This window comes from Sphingomonas sp. BK345, from assembly GCF_014193845.1.
Lineage (GTDB): Bacteria > Pseudomonadota > Alphaproteobacteria > Sphingomonadales > Sphingomonadaceae > Sphingomonas.
The window spans coordinates 403,602-420,289 of the sequence record NZ_JACHZX010000003.1 but is presented as its reverse complement, the minus strand read 5'-3'; the positions used below and the strand labels follow the sequence as shown (position 1 = coordinate 420,289).

10 protein-coding genes are annotated in these 16,688 nt (G+C 63.5%); 7 read left to right on the top strand and 3 right to left on the bottom strand.

The window, feature by feature from the left end:
• Window positions 1–99: 99 nt before the first annotated feature.
• Window positions 100–1,122, top strand: a complete 1,023-nt coding sequence (locus FHY03_RS11365) for a site-specific integrase (RefSeq protein WP_183930831.1) — start codon at window positions 100–102, stop codon at window positions 1,120–1,122.
• 1,364 nt (window positions 1,123–2,486) lie between these two features.
• On the top strand, window positions 2,487–3,038 hold the full coding sequence (locus FHY03_RS11360) for a recombinase family protein (protein ID WP_183930829.1): 552 nt from the start codon (window positions 2,487–2,489) through the stop codon (window positions 3,036–3,038).
• Here the strand turns inward: FHY03_RS11360 and FHY03_RS11355 are convergent.
• Window positions 3,008–4,285 (bottom strand): DUF6575 domain-containing protein, encoded by a 1,278-nt coding sequence (locus FHY03_RS11355; RefSeq protein ID WP_183930827.1) that lies wholly within the window; start codon window positions 4,283–4,285, stop codon window positions 3,008–3,010. The two genes, FHY03_RS11360 and FHY03_RS11355, sit on opposite strands and share 31 nt — an antisense overlap.
• A 1,234-nt stretch (window positions 4,286–5,519) precedes the next feature.
• Between FHY03_RS11355 and FHY03_RS11350 the strand changes: the two genes are divergently transcribed.
• Entirely contained in the window at window positions 5,520–8,063 is a 2,544-nt protein-coding gene (locus FHY03_RS11350; protein WP_183930825.1) for a DEAD/DEAH box helicase family protein, read from the top strand.
• A 610-nt stretch (window positions 8,064–8,673) separates the two neighbouring features.
• On the opposite strand, the gene FHY03_RS11345 is transcribed toward FHY03_RS11350, so the two are convergent.
• Together FHY03_RS11345 and FHY03_RS11340 are read right to left on the bottom strand one after the other, a co-directional pair.
• Window positions 8,674–8,928 (bottom strand): hypothetical protein, encoded by a 255-nt coding sequence (locus FHY03_RS11345; RefSeq protein ID WP_183922201.1) that lies wholly within the window; start codon window positions 8,926–8,928, stop codon window positions 8,674–8,676.
• Window positions 8,929–9,311: 383 nt separating this feature from the next.
• A complete protein-coding gene (locus FHY03_RS11340) occupies window positions 9,312–12,404 on the bottom strand; it encodes a PAS domain S-box protein (RefSeq protein ID WP_183922924.1) in 3,093 nt (1,030 codons plus the stop codon).
• A gap of 173 nt (window positions 12,405–12,577) precedes the next feature.
• Between FHY03_RS11340 and FHY03_RS11335 the strand changes: the two genes are divergently transcribed.
• The 4 genes from FHY03_RS11335 (at window position 12,578) to FHY03_RS11320 (ending at window position 16,675) form a co-directional block, all read left to right on the top strand.
• On the top strand, window positions 12,578–13,576 hold the full coding sequence (locus tag FHY03_RS11335; protein ID WP_183922203.1) for an SDR family oxidoreductase: 999 nt from the start codon (window positions 12,578–12,580) through the stop codon (window positions 13,574–13,576).
• A gap of 91 nt (window positions 13,577–13,667) precedes the next feature.
• Window positions 13,668–14,039 (top strand): response regulator, encoded by a 372-nt coding sequence (locus FHY03_RS11330; RefSeq protein WP_183922205.1) that lies wholly within the window; start codon window positions 13,668–13,670, stop codon window positions 14,037–14,039.
• 102 nt (window positions 14,040–14,141) lie between these two features.
• Window positions 14,142–15,662 (top strand): permease, encoded by a 1,521-nt coding sequence (locus tag FHY03_RS11325; RefSeq protein WP_260158881.1) that lies wholly within the window; start codon window positions 14,142–14,144, stop codon window positions 15,660–15,662.
• On the top strand, window positions 15,659–16,675 hold the full coding sequence (locus tag FHY03_RS11320) for a serine hydrolase (RefSeq protein ID WP_183930823.1): 1,017 nt from the start codon (window positions 15,659–15,661) through the stop codon (window positions 16,673–16,675). Before FHY03_RS11325 ends, FHY03_RS11320 begins: the two co-directional genes overlap by 4 nt.
• Window positions 16,676–16,688: the final 13 nt, after the last annotated feature.

Sequence of the window (16,688 nt, the reverse complement as noted above, 5' to 3'; positions counted from 1 at the left end):
GGGATGTTGGCATTTTTTGTCTCACCAGCCGGTGAGGAAATCGGCTGAAAACAGCCTTGGCCTTCGCTCGTGAAGCAATTTTGTCACACGAGGAAGCGAATGGCTACAATCACGAAGCGCGGGCAGCGGTGGTCCGTCCAGATTCGCCGCAAGGGCGTGCCGGCGCAATCACGAACCTTCTCGTCCAAGGCCGCCGCTTCGGCTTGGGCGACGGTTCAAGAAGCGAAGATTGAGGCAGGTGAGATGCCAATATCTCGCAGCATATTGCAATCGATTACGGTAGCGCAGCTGCTGGAACGCTACCTAGAGGAGGTCACTCCGAAAAAGCGGAGCGAGGTTACCGAGAGATACCGGCTCCGACAAATGCAAAGGGACAGCTTAGGGCGTGTGTCGCTGTCCGGATTGGAGTCGCGACACATAGCGGACTACCGCGACCGGCGCCTTACTAGCGTTAAGGCCGGCACGATCCGGAGGGAGCTGTCGCTACTCCAGCACGCCTTCGACATAGCGCAGAAAGAGTGGGGCTACTGCTTAGCCAGCAATCCCGTCCGCGACGTGCGGCAGCCTGCGCTGCGAAATGCTCGGAATCGGCGTTTGGAGGTGGGAGAGTATGAACGCCTGGAAGCCGCCATCGATATGTCGCGTAACACGTGGCTTCGCCCGATCGTGCGTCTGGCCATTGAGACCGGCTTGCGGCGCGGAGAGATCATCGACTTACAATGGCGCTGGATCGACATGCGCCAGCGAATGGCACACATACCACATACGAAAACGGGGCAACCACGAACCATACCTTTGACCGACGGCGCGTTGCAGATCCTTGAGGGGCTGGATCGCAGTGGCGACAAGGTCTTTCCGATCACCGCTAACGCGTTAAAGCTTGCATGGACACGGGCGGTGCGTCGGTCGAGCCTAATCGATTTGCGTTTTCATGACCTCCGGCATGAGGCCGTGTCCCGATTTTTCGAGCTTGGCCTTTCGCTACCCGAAGTGGCGATCATCTCCGGCCATCGCGACCCACGCATGTTGTTTCGCTACACTCACCTTCGGCCAACAGAGTTGGCAATCAAGCTTCAGGGTAGGCGGTGGAGCAACGGCGCGGAGGATCGAACGGCTAAATAGGGCGGCGGCCTCAAACGCGTGATCTCGTGACAGCGGAACCCAATCGCACCCCTTTCCTCTTTGGCCGACTCCCAGCAGGGAATTTGTCGGAAATCGGCGGAACTCCTCAACTTTCGACCCCCCTTCAGCTGTCAATCAGGGGGGTCACACCCCAATCGCTGGGTCGCGCGCGGCAGCGGATGAGACGGCGAGCAGCCGGCACGTAGCGATCAATCAACTGATCCATTGATTGCGAAGTCGGCGATCTAGGCTGCTCGCCGATGGTTGATGCCGCTGATTAGATCGCATGGCTCGAAGTGGTGGACGGGTCCTGAGGAATATGCTGCCGAGGCTTGCCTCATTCCTTAAGTTCCGCAGCCAGAAGACGGAGCTTCACTCCGTCCTGATGAAAACGGGTGCAAAGCAATGACGTGGCGCCTCGAACAGGTACGCGCTTTGCATTGCCGATCGAATTTAGACTCATCCGCCGGGCCTTTACCGCCTACACAAAGGCGCCATTGAGCGGAAACGGCGGCTTCAATCCGCATCTAGTGCGATTTGCTAGCACCTGTGACGATCCAAACCACATACAATGTGGTTTCAACCTGCGACTGAAGCCATACCAGAACACCATTCTTGCGGCCTCAATCCACATATTAGGTGGTATAAATCCACATATAATGTGGCTTAAATCCACATATAATGTGGTTTAACACCGCGTATGATGTGGTTCAAACCACATATAATGTGGTTTCAATCCACATATAATGTGGTTTAATCCACATATAATGTGGTTTCATAGAATATAGAAGAAAGGCAGAATGGAAAATAGAAAGAAGGTGGGAACAGCCTGCGGCTGGAACGCCGCCGCAGCTCGCGCCGGCGCCACCGCTGATTAGTTGTGGAGAGCCGCCAGCTGCCAAGCTGAGCTGGAATTTGACGGATCGCCCGGCCACGACGCTTTACGCTCTAGAACCAAGACGTAGGATGGTGGACGGCGTGGAGGCCCGGCCATAATGCCGCCGCGGACGCAGGCTCTTATTTAGAGCGAAGAACTCCGTAGACGACTAGAGTCTCGCGCGCATACCAACGAGCCTCTCAGAAGGCCCAGGACGGCAATCGCGTTGCGTCAGGTAGGTCGGCTTGTCCGCGCATCCTTTTAACGCCGTACGCCGCTCCTAGGGCAATTTCGGGCATACGCAGCCTCGCAGGCCGCCCGGCTGCCCGACAGCGGGCCACAGCCGCATGATCGGCTTCGCTGTCCGAATGGGTATACCCCAGCGAAGCGGTCCATGAGACACTCGACGACGTCTCACTAGGGTTGACCATAGGCGTGAGGTCGTGCGAGTCGGTAGGGTCTAGGCCCTATTGAGACGGAAAGTAAGATGATCGTTGGTTACGCACGCGTCAGCTCGACCGGACAAAGCCTCGACATCCAGCTAGAGCTGCTGCGCGCGGCTGGCTGCGCGAGAGTGTTCGGGGAGAAGCGATCTGGGCGGACGCGTGATGGCCGGGAAGAGCTGGCCGAGGCGTTGGAGTTTGTTCGAGAGGGAGACACGCTGGTCGTCACCCGACTCGATCGCCTAGCGCGCAGCGTAGGCGATCTCTTCGCGATAATCGACCATCTGCACATCAAGCGGGTCCAGTTCCGATGCCTTCAACAATCGGGAGTGGACACGGATAGCTCGTCGGGGCGTTTGATGCTGGCGATTCTCGGGGCCGTGGCCGCCTTCGAAGCGGATATCCGCAAAGAGCGGCAGGCTGATGGAATAGCGAAAGCCAAGGAAGCCGGCATCTATAAAGGGCGAAAACCAACTGTTGACATGGAGCTTGTTCGCAAGCTGCATGCGGATGGCAAACGGCCGACAATGATAGCTCGCGAATTAGGGATTGGTCGCGCCAGCGTTTATCGCGCGCTAACTTCCTGCAGATCCTGAAGCGTGTGACGAATAAGGGCTTCTCCGGTCACATCGCTAACCTCGAAGCTCTCAGCCAATTTCGCGATGAAGGTCCCTCCAATTCTGGAGAGATTTACCTTCGATAGAGCGTTTTCGTCGACCTTGCCAGAGTAGCTTTCGTTGTCTGTCTCAATCAGGAAGAAGCGTGTTTTTAGGCTCAGGGCCACCAAACGCCCGGTCAAGGTCACGGTGGTGGTTTCTGTGGCTATATTGGCCTCAAGCTGGCGGTACGTCCGTGCGACTTGCTCAGCTGTTATTTGTACCTCTGACGCATGAGCCTCGTCAGGGAAGCCCACCACCGCTCGGAAGCCGGCTTCGCTGTTCATCACGGCCTTAGTGAATGCGCGATAATGGGCTACCGCACGGCCGCTCATTCCACTCGTAATGACCAGAAGCTTTTCCCGATCATCTGCAGCACTTAACATAGCAAGCAATTTCTTGAAAGCAGCTTTGCCGTACGTGAGGGGATCGACACTGCCAGAGTGACTCTCTACCCTCAAAGCGAAGGAAGAGGGAAATGACGCCACTGCGTCCAGTTGGGTCCACGTTTTAATTGCCGCCTTCACAGGCCCTCTCCGCCCGTGATCCTCCTCCAAGGCCAACGCATCCACGAGCTTTTGGGTGCTGGTTAGGAATGCTCCTAAAGCCGTGACAGGCACATCTGTACGGCCGTCCGATGGACGCAGGATAAGATCGGCGACAAGCCTTCCACTGTGAGCCGAGGAAATTTGGACAGGAGTCCGGATCGACTTCAGATATGCTATTGCGGCTGGGGAAATCTCCCAGAGCGGAGCCGGATCTCTTAGCTCCACTGGCATCGAAGCTTGCTCGACAGCCACGGCGGTAGAGGTAGCCAGCTGCCGCGCTTGATCGGGAGGTGTGAGGAACTGCTCTCGCTCCGGCAACAAGTCGTCTGGCAGCGTAGATGGTTCCACCTGCACGGCAGTGGCTGCCGCGGGACCAATTAGCGTTAGGATGTGAACCACGCCTAATTCGGCGTCGGCGAACGCAGAACGCAGATCAAGCCGTGCGGCTTTGATGTGTGACAGGCGCTTGGGGCTTGACCGGGCCAGAAGCCAACGCTCTTGGCCCAACTCGTCGGGCAGGTGAAGCGCTAGGTAATCGCCGCCTACCTGGTCTCTCCACACAGCGAGCTGCGGTCCATCGTACTCGATCAGGACTTGTCGCTCCCGAAGCGTTCCAACGCCTTCTACGTGGATCGGCATCACTCTGCAGCCCCGTGAAAGTGGGCATGGCGGTGCGCGGAGTTCGGCCACCAAGAGACGTGAGAAGGGTGTTCGTTGGATGGTGTCGGCTTGAGAACGCCCGCGCTAGCCGGGATAGTCCCGCCAACGGCCTTATGTTTCCGGAAAAACGGAACCGTCGCAATCAGCTTTTCGGCATCTTTGAGGGCGTCAAAAGCAGATAGCGCGCGACGGAGACAAGGGTCACGATCTAGCAACCTCCCTGTCTCGTGCGGAGTCAGAAAATCGGCGGCAGTCGGCGGGATCTGGCGTACCGCTCGGAAACAATACCGCGGGCCGGGAAACGCATCTGCGGGGGGGGCAGCCCCGGATGATATCTCCGAGCGTCGTCTTAATCACTTCGTTCGAGCTGTCGAGCATGGCTTTGCTCGCTTCAGCGCTGACAAGGCTGCGTTTACTGGCCATGACGATGTTGGTCCATGTATGCCCTGGCTCCTAGCACCTTGCACCTCTTCGCCCGCAATCCTGCGCGGAAGCCCCGGCTCGTGCAAGGGCGTGAGCCAATTGAAGGCTCTGGAGTGCAGCCGAAGCAGATGACCCGTCCTACCCATAGGTAAGGGAGGGGGTACACGTGGTGCCAATCACCCCGCGGGCGATTCGAGCGGTTCCATTCAGCTTATTGTGAACGATGGCGGCAGAATCTGCCCCCGGGTCAAATCTGAGAGTACCTGCCGCCGCCGCAAGCCAGCAAGATATCTGTAGGGGGCCGCAGGGGAACAACACCCGAACTAAGCTAAAGCGCTGATCCACCGCTTTGCGAACGGGACTTAGCGCCTCCGCTAGCACAAGGCCCGGATCGAAGCCGCGAAGACGTTAGCATGCGCTAGGCCAGATTATCACGGATTGCCCTGTCCACGCTGTGATTGCCGGCACCATCGGCGGCTGAAGGGAGGGCTACCCGCAACCATCGATGCCCATCGGCACCAAATTGCCCCCGTTATGAAGATGGTTCGTAGCCACGGCTTTGCGGCGCTGCTAGCCATGCCACTGGTTAGCCGGGGCAGCTCCGCCTGCCGCCGCCAATCGGCAAGTATCGCGTACCTGGCCTACAGGCAGTGTTTGAGATAGACGGAACTACTTACTCGTGGCGAGATCGGCAACCCTCTCTTGGCAAGAAGCCGCCCACGTCGCACCATATTGAATAAGGCCTCTCAGTAAGCCACGGTATGAAGCTCGCGAAGTCGCAAGGATGGCTATGACATTTGATTTCTCCAAGCTCGCGCTTCCGCAAGCCACGAAAGCTCAAACCGACCCATACAAAATATTTGCTAGCCTGCCGCGCCTGCAAGGCGCGCCAAACGATTTGTGGAGCGGCCAATCAGACGCCCTCTCGTCTTGGCATCGTCAAAGGGATAAGACAGATGTTCTGCTTTCTCTAAACACTGGGGCAGGTAAGACCCTGGTTGGTGTCCTTATTGCAAAAAGCTTGTGCAATGAGGGCCTTGAGAACGTATTATACGTTTGCCCCACCAATGACCTCGTTCTTCAAACGGCAGCCCAGGCGCGGGCCGTAGGGATTGACGTGACGACCCGCATCAAATCGAAGTTTGACAATGACCTGTTTGAATCCGGTAAGACGTTCTGCATCACAAATTATCATGCTGTCTTCAACGGTCTAAGTGGGCTTCGACGACGCTTTTTTCCTGACGCCATCATCTTCGATGATGCTCATGTTGCAGAAGCTAATATGAGAAGCGCTTTCACCCTGACCGTCAAGCAGGCAAGCCATGCTCAGTTACATGCCTCCTTGGCAAACCTGTTCCTTCCCGGCTTTCGTGAGCTTGGCCGAGAGGGGATCTATCGAGATTCCTTTGACACAGCGCGAATGCCGCAAGCGGTCCTTGTGCCGCCTGACTTGGTCAGCAACGTGTCGGCGCAGATCGAGGCGGCCTTTGTCGCTGCACAGGCTGGATCAGATGATGACCTGAAGTATGCCTATGAGCATCTGAAGGATCATTTCGCGAACTGCGCCATTGTTGTTCGCTCGGGCGTCATAGAGCTGACGCCGCCTTTTTTACCGTCGCTCGCTTTAGATGTATTCGATCGCAAGGTTAGACGGATCTATTTATCTGCAACACTGCACAATAAGGCAGATATTGTGCGCGCCTTTGGCCGGTCACCTACCGTCATCATTGAACCTACAAACGATGCAGGCAATGGCGAGCGACTCATTCTAACGGAGAGGGAGCTAATAGCATCCCCTATCGACTCTTCATTCGTTGGCGGCTTGAAGCGAAAGCATAAGGTCCTGGTGGCTGTTCCAAGTTACCCGAAGGCACGCGAGTGGGAATCTGTGGCGAAACCACCGCAACCGGCAAACTTCTCAGCTGAACTTAACATGTTTAGGCAGTCGAATAGTGGCGCCTTTGTTCTTGTCAACAGAGTTGATGGCATTGACCTTCCACATGACACTTGTCGAGTCATGGTATTAGACGGCGTACCCAGAGGCGAAAGCCTGCTTGAACGGTACCAATTTGAGTATCTTCAGATGAGGACCTTTGCCGCTTCTCGTATAGCAAACCGCCTTGTACAGCTTTTCGGTCGTATCAATCGCGGTAGGTCAGATTACGGGGCCTTCCTGATCGCAGGAAGAGACCTTAATACGTGGCTCGCAAATGACAAACATGTTGCGATGCTTCCTGATTTGCTCAAACGTCAGATCCTGCTTGGCCGCAGCGTTCAAGATGGGATGAACGTACGGACTCTGCCCGCGGTGGAGTCACTTTTGGAAACGGTGATTTCCTCGCGTCCCCGTGACCAGAGCTGGCTGAACTATTATTCGCAATTCTTGAATGCCGGAGACGTGGCGGAGGAAAAAACCGAACGCGCGAAACGATCGGAAGAGCGAAACCTCGAAGCGGCGAAGGCCGAGGCTGAGTATGCAAAAGCGATTTGGAACCGAGATTTTCAAGGCGCCAGAACGGCGCTAGACACAATCGTTGCCGACACTGCCCGCGCCGATGAGAAGCTGGCGGGTTGGCACAATCTTTGGATCGGCGCCGCTCTTCATCAGGAGAGGGATGTAGACCAATCACGCCTGCACTTCGTGAGAGCGAGGGGACAGCTAGGCTTAAATCTTATCGTTTCGACAGGTCCCGCCTATGTCAGCCAAATAAGTGCCATGCCCACACGAAGGATCGTGTCACAACTGATTATGCTTACGAGCTTGGGCCGGGAGAGTTTCACTCGTCAGTTATCCAGGCTTGAGAGAGATCTTGCACCACTCGACGGCGGCAGTCCGGCCCAGATGGAAGAGGCCGTTCGTCTTTTGGGTGAAACCTTGGGCTTCATCGCGTCTCGCCCAGACAACGATCACGGCACTGGACCCGATGTTCTATGGATAGATAAGGATGACGGCGTCCTTCTCGGTCTAGAACTCAAAACAGATAAGCTTGATGGATCGCGATATTCAAAGGACGATGTTTCGCAGTCGCTTGACCACCTTAGCTGGCTCTCAGACCATAGTGAGGGAGCTAATTGCCTTGGAGTGGTTCTTGTGGGACCGGCGCATGGATGCCACGATCAAGCCAACCCAACCTCAGAGCTTTACGAGACCGGTGTCGCTCAGCTCGGGAGCATCCGTGATCAGATCGTCGCATTGCTGCGGGATGCCTATGAAATTACATCCACCGATCGAGATCGCTTCATCTCAGACGCGGTCGAGGGTTTACAGCTAAAGAGGTTGGCGGAGGTCCTCCTCAGCCAGCCACTAAAGCTGTCCGGCAACTCCCGATCTTAAACGATTGGCAAACGCGGGATTATTTCTGCGCGCCGCCCTCCTCCAGTGGCTAAGCGCGACGGGGGCAAGGCACTGGCCGGGCAGGTGTTGAGCTGTAGCCAAGGTTGCGGCGGAGGGTCGGCAGAAAAGAGGATCATGTGCTGCTCATCGGGCCGCCGTTTATCGGAGTGGTTCCACTCCAACTGCCAAGGGCCTTAGATCGATGGCGATGAAGCCCGTTGGGAGTTCAAAAGGGTCTGCAATGGGGCAGCGGCCATGTTGGGCAAATCACAATCCTGTCACAACACGGGGGAAGAAGCTGCTGTTGCACCGCCCACCGCCCACGGGTAAGCTTTCGAAGAGCGTAGGTCAAAGCTCTGATTTTTAGGCAGTTTTTGGTGGGGTGCGGGGCTTGCTCATTTGCGGGGTTCGTGTTGACATCGCAGGGGTCGCAAGTTCAATCCTTGCCACGCCCACCACGTAGTCGGCTCTATCCGGTCGGCCCAGCTCTCCAGCTGGGCGACCGGATAGAGCGACTTCGCCGCTTCGCTGGCGCCATTATCCTTGACCATCGTCGGCGCTGCGGGCTCTTACCGCGTCGCTTGCCTGGGCGCATGACGCGATCGATGCGTCACTCGGACGAGAGCACGCAGAGGGCCAGCAGGGGCAGGCCGAAGAAGAGGATCATCAGCAGCAGGTCGACGTCGACGAACCGTGCCAGCGCGCCTCTCCACCCAGCGCTGCGCTCCTCCGCCTCATTACGCCCACCGCGTGCATCAGCGGAGCGACCGGCTCGCGGGCCAACTGCAGCATCCAAGTCGCCGGAACGATGAGGGGAAGACGCGACCGCGAGGTCGCGCTGTCTGAGACCGTTTTCCATGTCCATGCTCTCGCAATCTCGAGGCCGAGAACGTGTCGGTCACGTTCCGGCGGATCGGTCGGAAGGTCCCGAACTCGAGCGAGCAAGCCGTCGAGCCCGGGCTAACCGCGTGCGGCGAGTTGACCCGCGTGGCTGCGAAAGCGCTGAAAGAGAACAGCGAACGGCATATATCTAAGATGCACCCGCCATCGCGCGAGTCAATGGCCGGACCTAACATCGATCACCGTTCCGGATGTGATGCCGACCTCGCGGCATCTTTCTGGGTCGTCATCTGAGCCGTGCTCATCTGACCACAGGGTCACCCACGCCGAGCGAGTGTCCTTCCCGCCCGCGTCCTCGCGAAGCGGGCGGCCGCGGCGATGGCTCGACGCGGCGCCGCTGGCGCCGGACTAGACCTCGCTCTCGCGCGCCAGTGCGCGCGGCGCCCCAGTCGCCCCGATCGCGCGCAGAAGGTCGGCCGCGCCATAAGGCTTCGGCAGCAGCCGCACCCCCGCCGCCGCGGCGTCGACCGAGCCGGTGTCACCGCTCGCCACTACGACGCGGATACCCGGGCGTAGCTCGACGGCGCGCTCGGCCAGTGCCAGCCCCGAGGTGCCCGGCAGGTGGATGTCGGTGATCAGCACGTCGATCGGCGCGGTCTGAAGTGCCGCCATGGCCTCCTCCGCGCTGGCAGCCTCGACCACCACCTGACCCGCTTCCTGCAACACCTCGGCGGTGGCGGAGCGGATCAGGGCGTCGTCCTCGACCAGCAGGATCGTCGCGCGCGGCGGGGTCGCGGCCGGCGCTTGGCTCGTGACCGGAATGGCGCGCGGCCGCAGCGCCGCGCGCTGGCGCTGGTTGGCGAGCACGTGCCGGATCTTCCGTGCCAACGCCTCGCGCGTGTAGGGTTTGGAGAGCAACTCCACGCCCGCGTCGAGCCGCCCGCCGTGAACGATCGAGTTCTCGGTATAGCCTGAGGTGAACAGCACCGCGATCTCGGGCAACCGCTCGCGTGCCTTGCGCGCCAGCTCGGGGCTCTTGAGCGTGCCGGGCATCACCACGTCGGTGAAGAGCAGGTCGATGGCGATGCCGCTCTCCACCACGCTGAGCGCGCTCTGCGCGTCGACCGCCTTGAGCACGCGGTAGCCGAGATCGGCGAGCAGCTCGACCACGGTGGCGCGCACCTCGTCGTCGTCCTCGACCACCAGCACGGTCTCGCTGCCGCCGGTGATCGGCCCGGTATCGACCGCCACCTCGACATCCTCGCTCTCCAGCGCGCGCGGCAGGTACAGCCGGATCGTCGTGCCGTGACCGGGCTCGGAGTAGAGGTTGACGTGCCCGCCCGACTGTTTGACGAAGCCGTACACCATCGAGAGGCCCAGCCCCGAGCCCTTGCCCTCGGCCTTGGTCGAGAAGAACGGCTCGAACACCTTCTCCATGATCTCCGGTGTCATGCCGCTGCCGGTGTCGCTCACCGCCAGCATGACATATTGGCCGGGCGTCACCTCGTCGTGGCGGCGCGCATAGGCGTCGTCGAGGTGCGCGTTGGCCAGCTCGATTGTGAGTTTGCCCTGCCCTTCCATCGCGTCGCGCGCGTTGATCGCGAGGTTGAGCAGCGCGTTCTCGATCTGGCCGGGATCGATGAAGGTGTTCCACAGCCCGCCGCCGAACACCGTTTCCACCTCGATCCCCTCGCCGATCGCGCGGCGCAGCATGTCGTCCATGCCGCGCACGAAGCGGGTGACGTTGACCGTCTTGGGCTCGAGCGCCTGGCGGCGTCCGAAGGCGAGCAGTTGCGCTGCCAGCCGCGACCCCCGCGACACGCCCGCCAGCGCGTTGGCGACGCGCGTCTCGGCGCGCTCGTTGCCCGCGATGTCCTTCTGCAAGAGTTGTAGGTTGCCCGAGACGACCTGAAGCAGGTTGTTGAAATCGTGTGCTACGCCCCCGGTGAGCTTGCCCACCGTCTCCATCTTCTGCGCCTGCGCCAGCTTCGCCTCGGCGGCCCGGCGCGTCGCGATCTCGTCGATCACGCGAGTCTCCAGCGTCTCATTGAGCTGGCGCAACTGCTCCTCGGCGCGCTCGCGGTGGCGCACCTGGCGCTCGAGCTGCTCGGCATGGTCGCGCAGCGCCGCCTCGGCGGCGCGCTGGTGCGTGATGTCGGTGTGGACGCCGACCCACTCGGCGATCGCGCCCTTGTCATCGAGCCGCGGCACCGCGCGGATCGCGAAGGTGCGCCAGACGCCGCAGTGGCGCCGGACGCGATGCTCGAACACGAAGGTCGACTTGGCCGCGACCGCCTGCTCCCAGGCGGCGAGCGTCGGCGCGACGTCCTCGGGATGGACCGCGGCGGACCAGCCGTGGCCCTGATAGTCCTCGAGTCGCTGGCCGGTCAGCAGCGCCCAGCCGGGCTGCTCGCCGATCATTCGACCGTGTGCGTCATTGGTCCACAGCACGCCGTGCATCGCCTCCATCGCGGCGCGGAAGCGCGCGTTGCTGGCGTCGAGCGCCTCTTCGCGGCGGACGCGATCCTCGATGTCGAAGACGATCACCTGGAAGCCGGTGATGCTCCCGTCCGCGGCGCGGCGTGGCAGGTAGCGCACGTCCGCGCGACGCAGGCTGCCGTCGCCGTGGCGGATCGCCGAGTCGGACTCGATCGTCTCGCCCGCGAGCGCGCGATCCATCAGCGGTCGGCGCTGCGCGTAATTCTCCGCGCCGATCACGTCGCACGCGTGGCGGCCGACGACCTGCTCGGGGCTCAGCCCGAACCAGTCGAGGTAATAGCGATTGGCGAAACGGAAGACGTGGTCGCGGTCGATGAAGGAGACGAGCAGCGGCAGCGCGTCGGTGACGGTGCGCAGCTCCGCCTCGCTGTCGGCGAGCTGGCGCTCCAGCTCGATCCGCCCGGTATTGTCGATCACGGTGCACAGCACGCCGCCGACGCTGCCGTCGGCCTCGTAGACCGGCGTGTAGAACAGGTCGAAGATCAGCTCGACGGGCACGCCGTCGCGCAGCAGCGTCAGCGGCTGGTCGCGATACGAGACGATCTCGCCCTTCAAGCCGCGCTCGAGGATGGCGCGGTTCCAGTCCCAGATCTCGGGAAAGACGCTCGCCGCGGTCTGGCCGAGCGCGGCGGGATGATGGGCGCCCGCGACCGCGCGATAGGCGTCATTGTAGAGCATCACGCCCTCGCGACCCCACATCAGCACCTTAGGGACGGGCGAGTTGACCACGTTGGCCACGGTGGTGCGCAGCTGCGGCGTCCAGTCCGCGAGCGGACCGAGCGCGCTGCGCCCCCAATCGCGTGCGCGGATCAGCCCGCCGGTCTCCCCCCCGCCGACCGGCCAGGAGGGCGCCGCGCCGGGCGTGCCGCGGTCGCGCAGCAGCTTGAGCGCGGTGCGGACCACCTCGCTGGCGTTGCCGTATTCCCCCGAGGCGAGCGCGTCGGTGATGACCGACTCGAGTTCGGGGGTGAGCGACACGTCGCAGGAGGGGCGTTGAGTCATGCCCGGCATGTCTGGCCTCCGTCGCCGCTGTGTCAATCGATGTCAGGGAAGGATGTGTCTGATCTACATTGCCTTTCGGCTTGGTTAACGACGCTGCGCGCCGGCGACGGTCCGCGATGAACCCATCGCTGCTCGCGTTGGTTACCTGTCGCGCAATCACGAGAGGATGACCGATGCCGCCGCAGCTCAAGCCGATCGACCAGCAGGTGGTCCTGATCACCGGCGCCAGCTCGGGCATCGGGCTGGTCACGGCACGGACGGCGGCGAAGCGCGGCGCCAAAGTGGTATTGGTCGCGCGTGACAGCGACGCGCTGGCGACGATCGCGCGCGAGATCGAGGAGGCGGGCGGGCAGGCCGAGTTCGCCACCGCCGACGTCGGCGACCTGCGCGACGTCCAGCGCGCCGCCACCAAGGCGGTCGAGCGCTTCGGCCGCATCGACACCTGGGTCAACGCTGCGGGCGTCGCGATCTATGCCAAGCTGGTCGACACCCCGATGGACGAGCACGAGCGGCTGATGCGCACCAATTATCTCGGGGCGGTGCACGGCTGCCTCACCGCGGTGGAGCAGCTCCAGCGCGAGGGCGGCGCGTTGATCACCGTCGGCTCGATCGTGTCGGACATCCCCACCGCGGGCATGGGTGCCTATGCCGCGAGCAAACACGCTGTGAAGGGCTATGTCGACTCGCTCCGCATCGAGATCGAGGGTGATCGCCTGCCGATCTCGGTGACGCTGGTGAAGCCCTCCGGAATCGACACGCCCATCGCCGAGCACGCCGCCAATCATCTCGACGGCGCCGCGCTGCTGCCCCCGCCTGTCTACGCCCCCGAACTGGTGGCCGAGGCGATCCTCGAAGCGGCGCAGCATCCCAAGCGTGACATCACCGTCGGCGGCACCGGCCGCCTCCAGGTGCTGGTGGCAGAGCATTTCCCGCCGCTGCTCGACAAGCTCGGCCACAAGCTGCTGCCGATGATTCAGGACCGCACGCGCGCGCCGACGCGGCGCGACAATCTCGCGGCGCCGTTCGTCGGCGGACGCGAGCGCTCGCACGACCAGCACGGCCGCTCGATCAGCCTGTACGACGCCGCCGGCCGCCACAAGTTGGCCGCCGCGACCGCGGTCGGCGCTGGGCTGGGCCTGGCGGTGCTGGCGCGGCTGCGCGGGCGAAGCTGAGTGCCAGCTTCTACCTAGGTTAGGCGGTTGCCGCGGAACGCCCCGGATGTCGGAAGGGTTAGTCCGATAGATCAACAGGGTAGATCAGCTAATGGGTCAGGCATGCGGCACCACCGTCCTCCTCGTCGAGGATGAGCTGTTCGTCCGCATGATCGGCGCTGACGCGCTGTCCGAGGCAGGCTATCGCGTGATCGAGGCGAGCGATGCCGACGAGGCGCTGGCGCGGCTCGAGCGCAGTGACGATGTCCAGGTGCTGTTCACCGATATTCGCATGCCCGGGTCGATGGACGGGCTCCAGCTCGCCGGTGAGGTGCACCGTCGCTGGCCGGCGATCCGCATCCTGCTGACCTCGGGCGACACCCGCCCGACTGGCGCCGCGATTCCCGACGACGGCCGCTTCCTCGCCAAACCATACCGTTTCGAGGCGCTGTCGCGCGAGCTGGACCAACTGCTGGCGCACTGATCGTCCGCCCGGCGCCGCGTTCCGCCGCTTGCTTGTCGCGGGCGGCTTGACGCACGCATCGGGGCGGCGGAGGCTCCTCCGCTCGTCTCCAGCGGAGCATCGATGACCGACGCCGCGGTCGCGCTCGACCTTCCCCAGCCCGCCGCCTCGACGCCGGCGACCGTGCCGCATGGCATGCCGCTGTACGCGCTGCTCGGCTTCGCCGCGGGGCTGCCCTTCTACCTCTTCTCCACCGTGCTCGCGCTCCGGCTGCAGGCGCACGGCGTCGCGCTCGGGGTGATCGGCTTCTTCGCCTGGGTGCAGCTGCTGCCGACCTTCAAGTTCGTCTGGGCCCCGCTGCTCGACCGTTACGACGTGCCCGGCTTCGCGCACTTCTGGGGCAAGCGGCGCGGCTGGATCATGCTGGCGCAGCTCGGCATCACCGCCTCCACCGCGGCGATGGCGTTCACCGCCGCCGACACCAGCCTGCCGCTCACCGCCTTGTTCGCGGTGCTGCTCGCCTTCTGGACGACGACGCTGGAGATCGCCGCCGATGCCTGGCGCATCGAGCTCTACCCGACGCAGGACCAGCAGGGGCCGATCGTCGCCGCCAACCTGTGGGGCTATCGCGGCGCGATGGTGGCCGCCGGGTCGGGCGCGCTGCTGATCGCCGACACCGCCGGCTGGACCGCCGCCTATCTCGCGATCGCCGCCGCGGCGTTCCTGCCCTTCCCGCTGCTCGTCGCCGGGGAGGCGCAGCCGGGGCACGACGCGCGCGGCGGCCGCTGGGCCGCGCTGGCGGCGGGGCTCGCCGCGGCGGCGGTGATCCTCGGCGCGGTCGCGATCGCCACCGCCGCGCTGGGCCGGGTCGCGCTGGCGCTCGCCGCCAGCGCGGGGCTGGGCGGCGCGAGCAACGTCACCCCCTATGTGCTCGCGCTCTGCCTGCTGCCGTTCGTCGCGATGGCGGCGGCGCTGCCGCGGATCCGCCGCGCGACTCCAGAGTCACGGCTGCGCCGCTCCGCCGCGCTCGGCCCCTACGTCGATTTCTTCTGGCGCTATGGCGGCGCTGCGATCGGGCTGATGGCGTTCGTCTCGATCTATCGCATGGGAGACGTGCTCGCGCTCAATCTCGCCAAGCCGATGATAAAGGGGCTGGGCTACAGCCTGAGCCAGATCGGCCGCGCCGACAGCCTGGTCGCGCTCGCCGCCAGCGTCGCCGGCGTCGGTGCCGGGGGCTGGCTGGTGACGCGCGCGCCGATGCCGCTGGCGCTCGCCCTGGGGGCGGGGGTGGCGGCGATCGGCAATCTCGGCTTCGTCTGGCTCGCGCACCAGCCGGTCGGCGAGCCGGTGCTGTACCTCTCCACCGCGGCGGACCAGTTCGGGAACGGCATGGCGGGGGCGGTGTTCGTCGTCTATCTCTCGCTGCTGGTGAACCCGCGCTTCCCGGGCGCACAATATGCCTTTCTCACCGGCTTCGCTTTCCTGCTGCCGCGGCTCCTCGCGGGTGCGGGCGGCACGATGGTGGGCGCGATCGGCTATGACGGCTTCTTCCTGCTCTCGGGCGCGCTGAGCCTGGCGGCGCTGCCCTTCCTGCCGTGGCTGGCGCGACTGCGCCCGCGCGCCGACGATAGCGACGCGGCGTGATCGAGCGCGCGGTCGAGGCCGGCTTCGCTCCCGCCGCGGCGGCGGTCGAGTCGGGCAGGATCCCCGGCGCCGCGCTCGGCGCGGTGACTCGCGAGGGCGCGCGCGCAGTGCGCTGGAGGGGGTGGGCGCGCCGCGTGCCCGCTCCCGAGCCGCTGACGCGCGCGCATTGGTTCGACCTCGCCTCGGTCAGCAAGGTGCTCGCCACCACCCGCCATGTGCTGCGTCTCGCCGACGCCGGACGGATCGACCTCGACCGCCCGCTCACCGACGCGATCCCCGACCTGCGCCAATATGACGTCGCCGGCGCGGCGGAGCGGCGGATCACCTTCCGCGACTGTCTCGCGCACCGCACCTTCCTGCCCGCGGTCGAGCCGATCTACACCTATGGCGACGATCCGGCGCGGCTGCGCGCCTTCGTGCTCCAGCGCGAGTGGCGCCACGGGCCGCCGGTCTATTCCGACATCAACTTCATCCTGCTCGGCATCGCGCTCGAGCGGCTGACCGGGGCGGGGCTGGACCAGCTGCCGCTGGGGAGCGACGGGCTCGCCTGGTCGCCGCCGCCCGGTCCGGCGGTCGCGACCGAGTCCTGCACGTGGCGGGGGCGCGTGCTGCAGGGCGAGGTGCATGACGAGAACTGCTTCGCCATGGGCGGCCGCACCGGCCACGCCGGTCTGTTCGGCACGATCGACGGCGTGCTCGACGCGGCGCAGGCGCTGCTCGACGGCAGTCAGGACTCGCCCAGGGCGCTCGACGCGATGCGCACCCCGGTCGCGGGCGTGCGCACCCACGGCTGGGAGAGACGGCACGACGGCTGGTCGGGGGGTCAGGCCTGCTCGGCTGGGACGATCGGCCACACCGGCTTCACCGGCACCGGTTTGTGGATCGACCCCGCGCGCGGGCTCGCCTGGACGCTGCTGACCAACCGCGTCCACCCGACGCGGCATCACGACAGCGGCATCTTTACGCTGCGCCCCGCGGTGGGCGAGGCGCTGGTGACGGCCTGGGACGCGTGAGGCGCGACCGCCG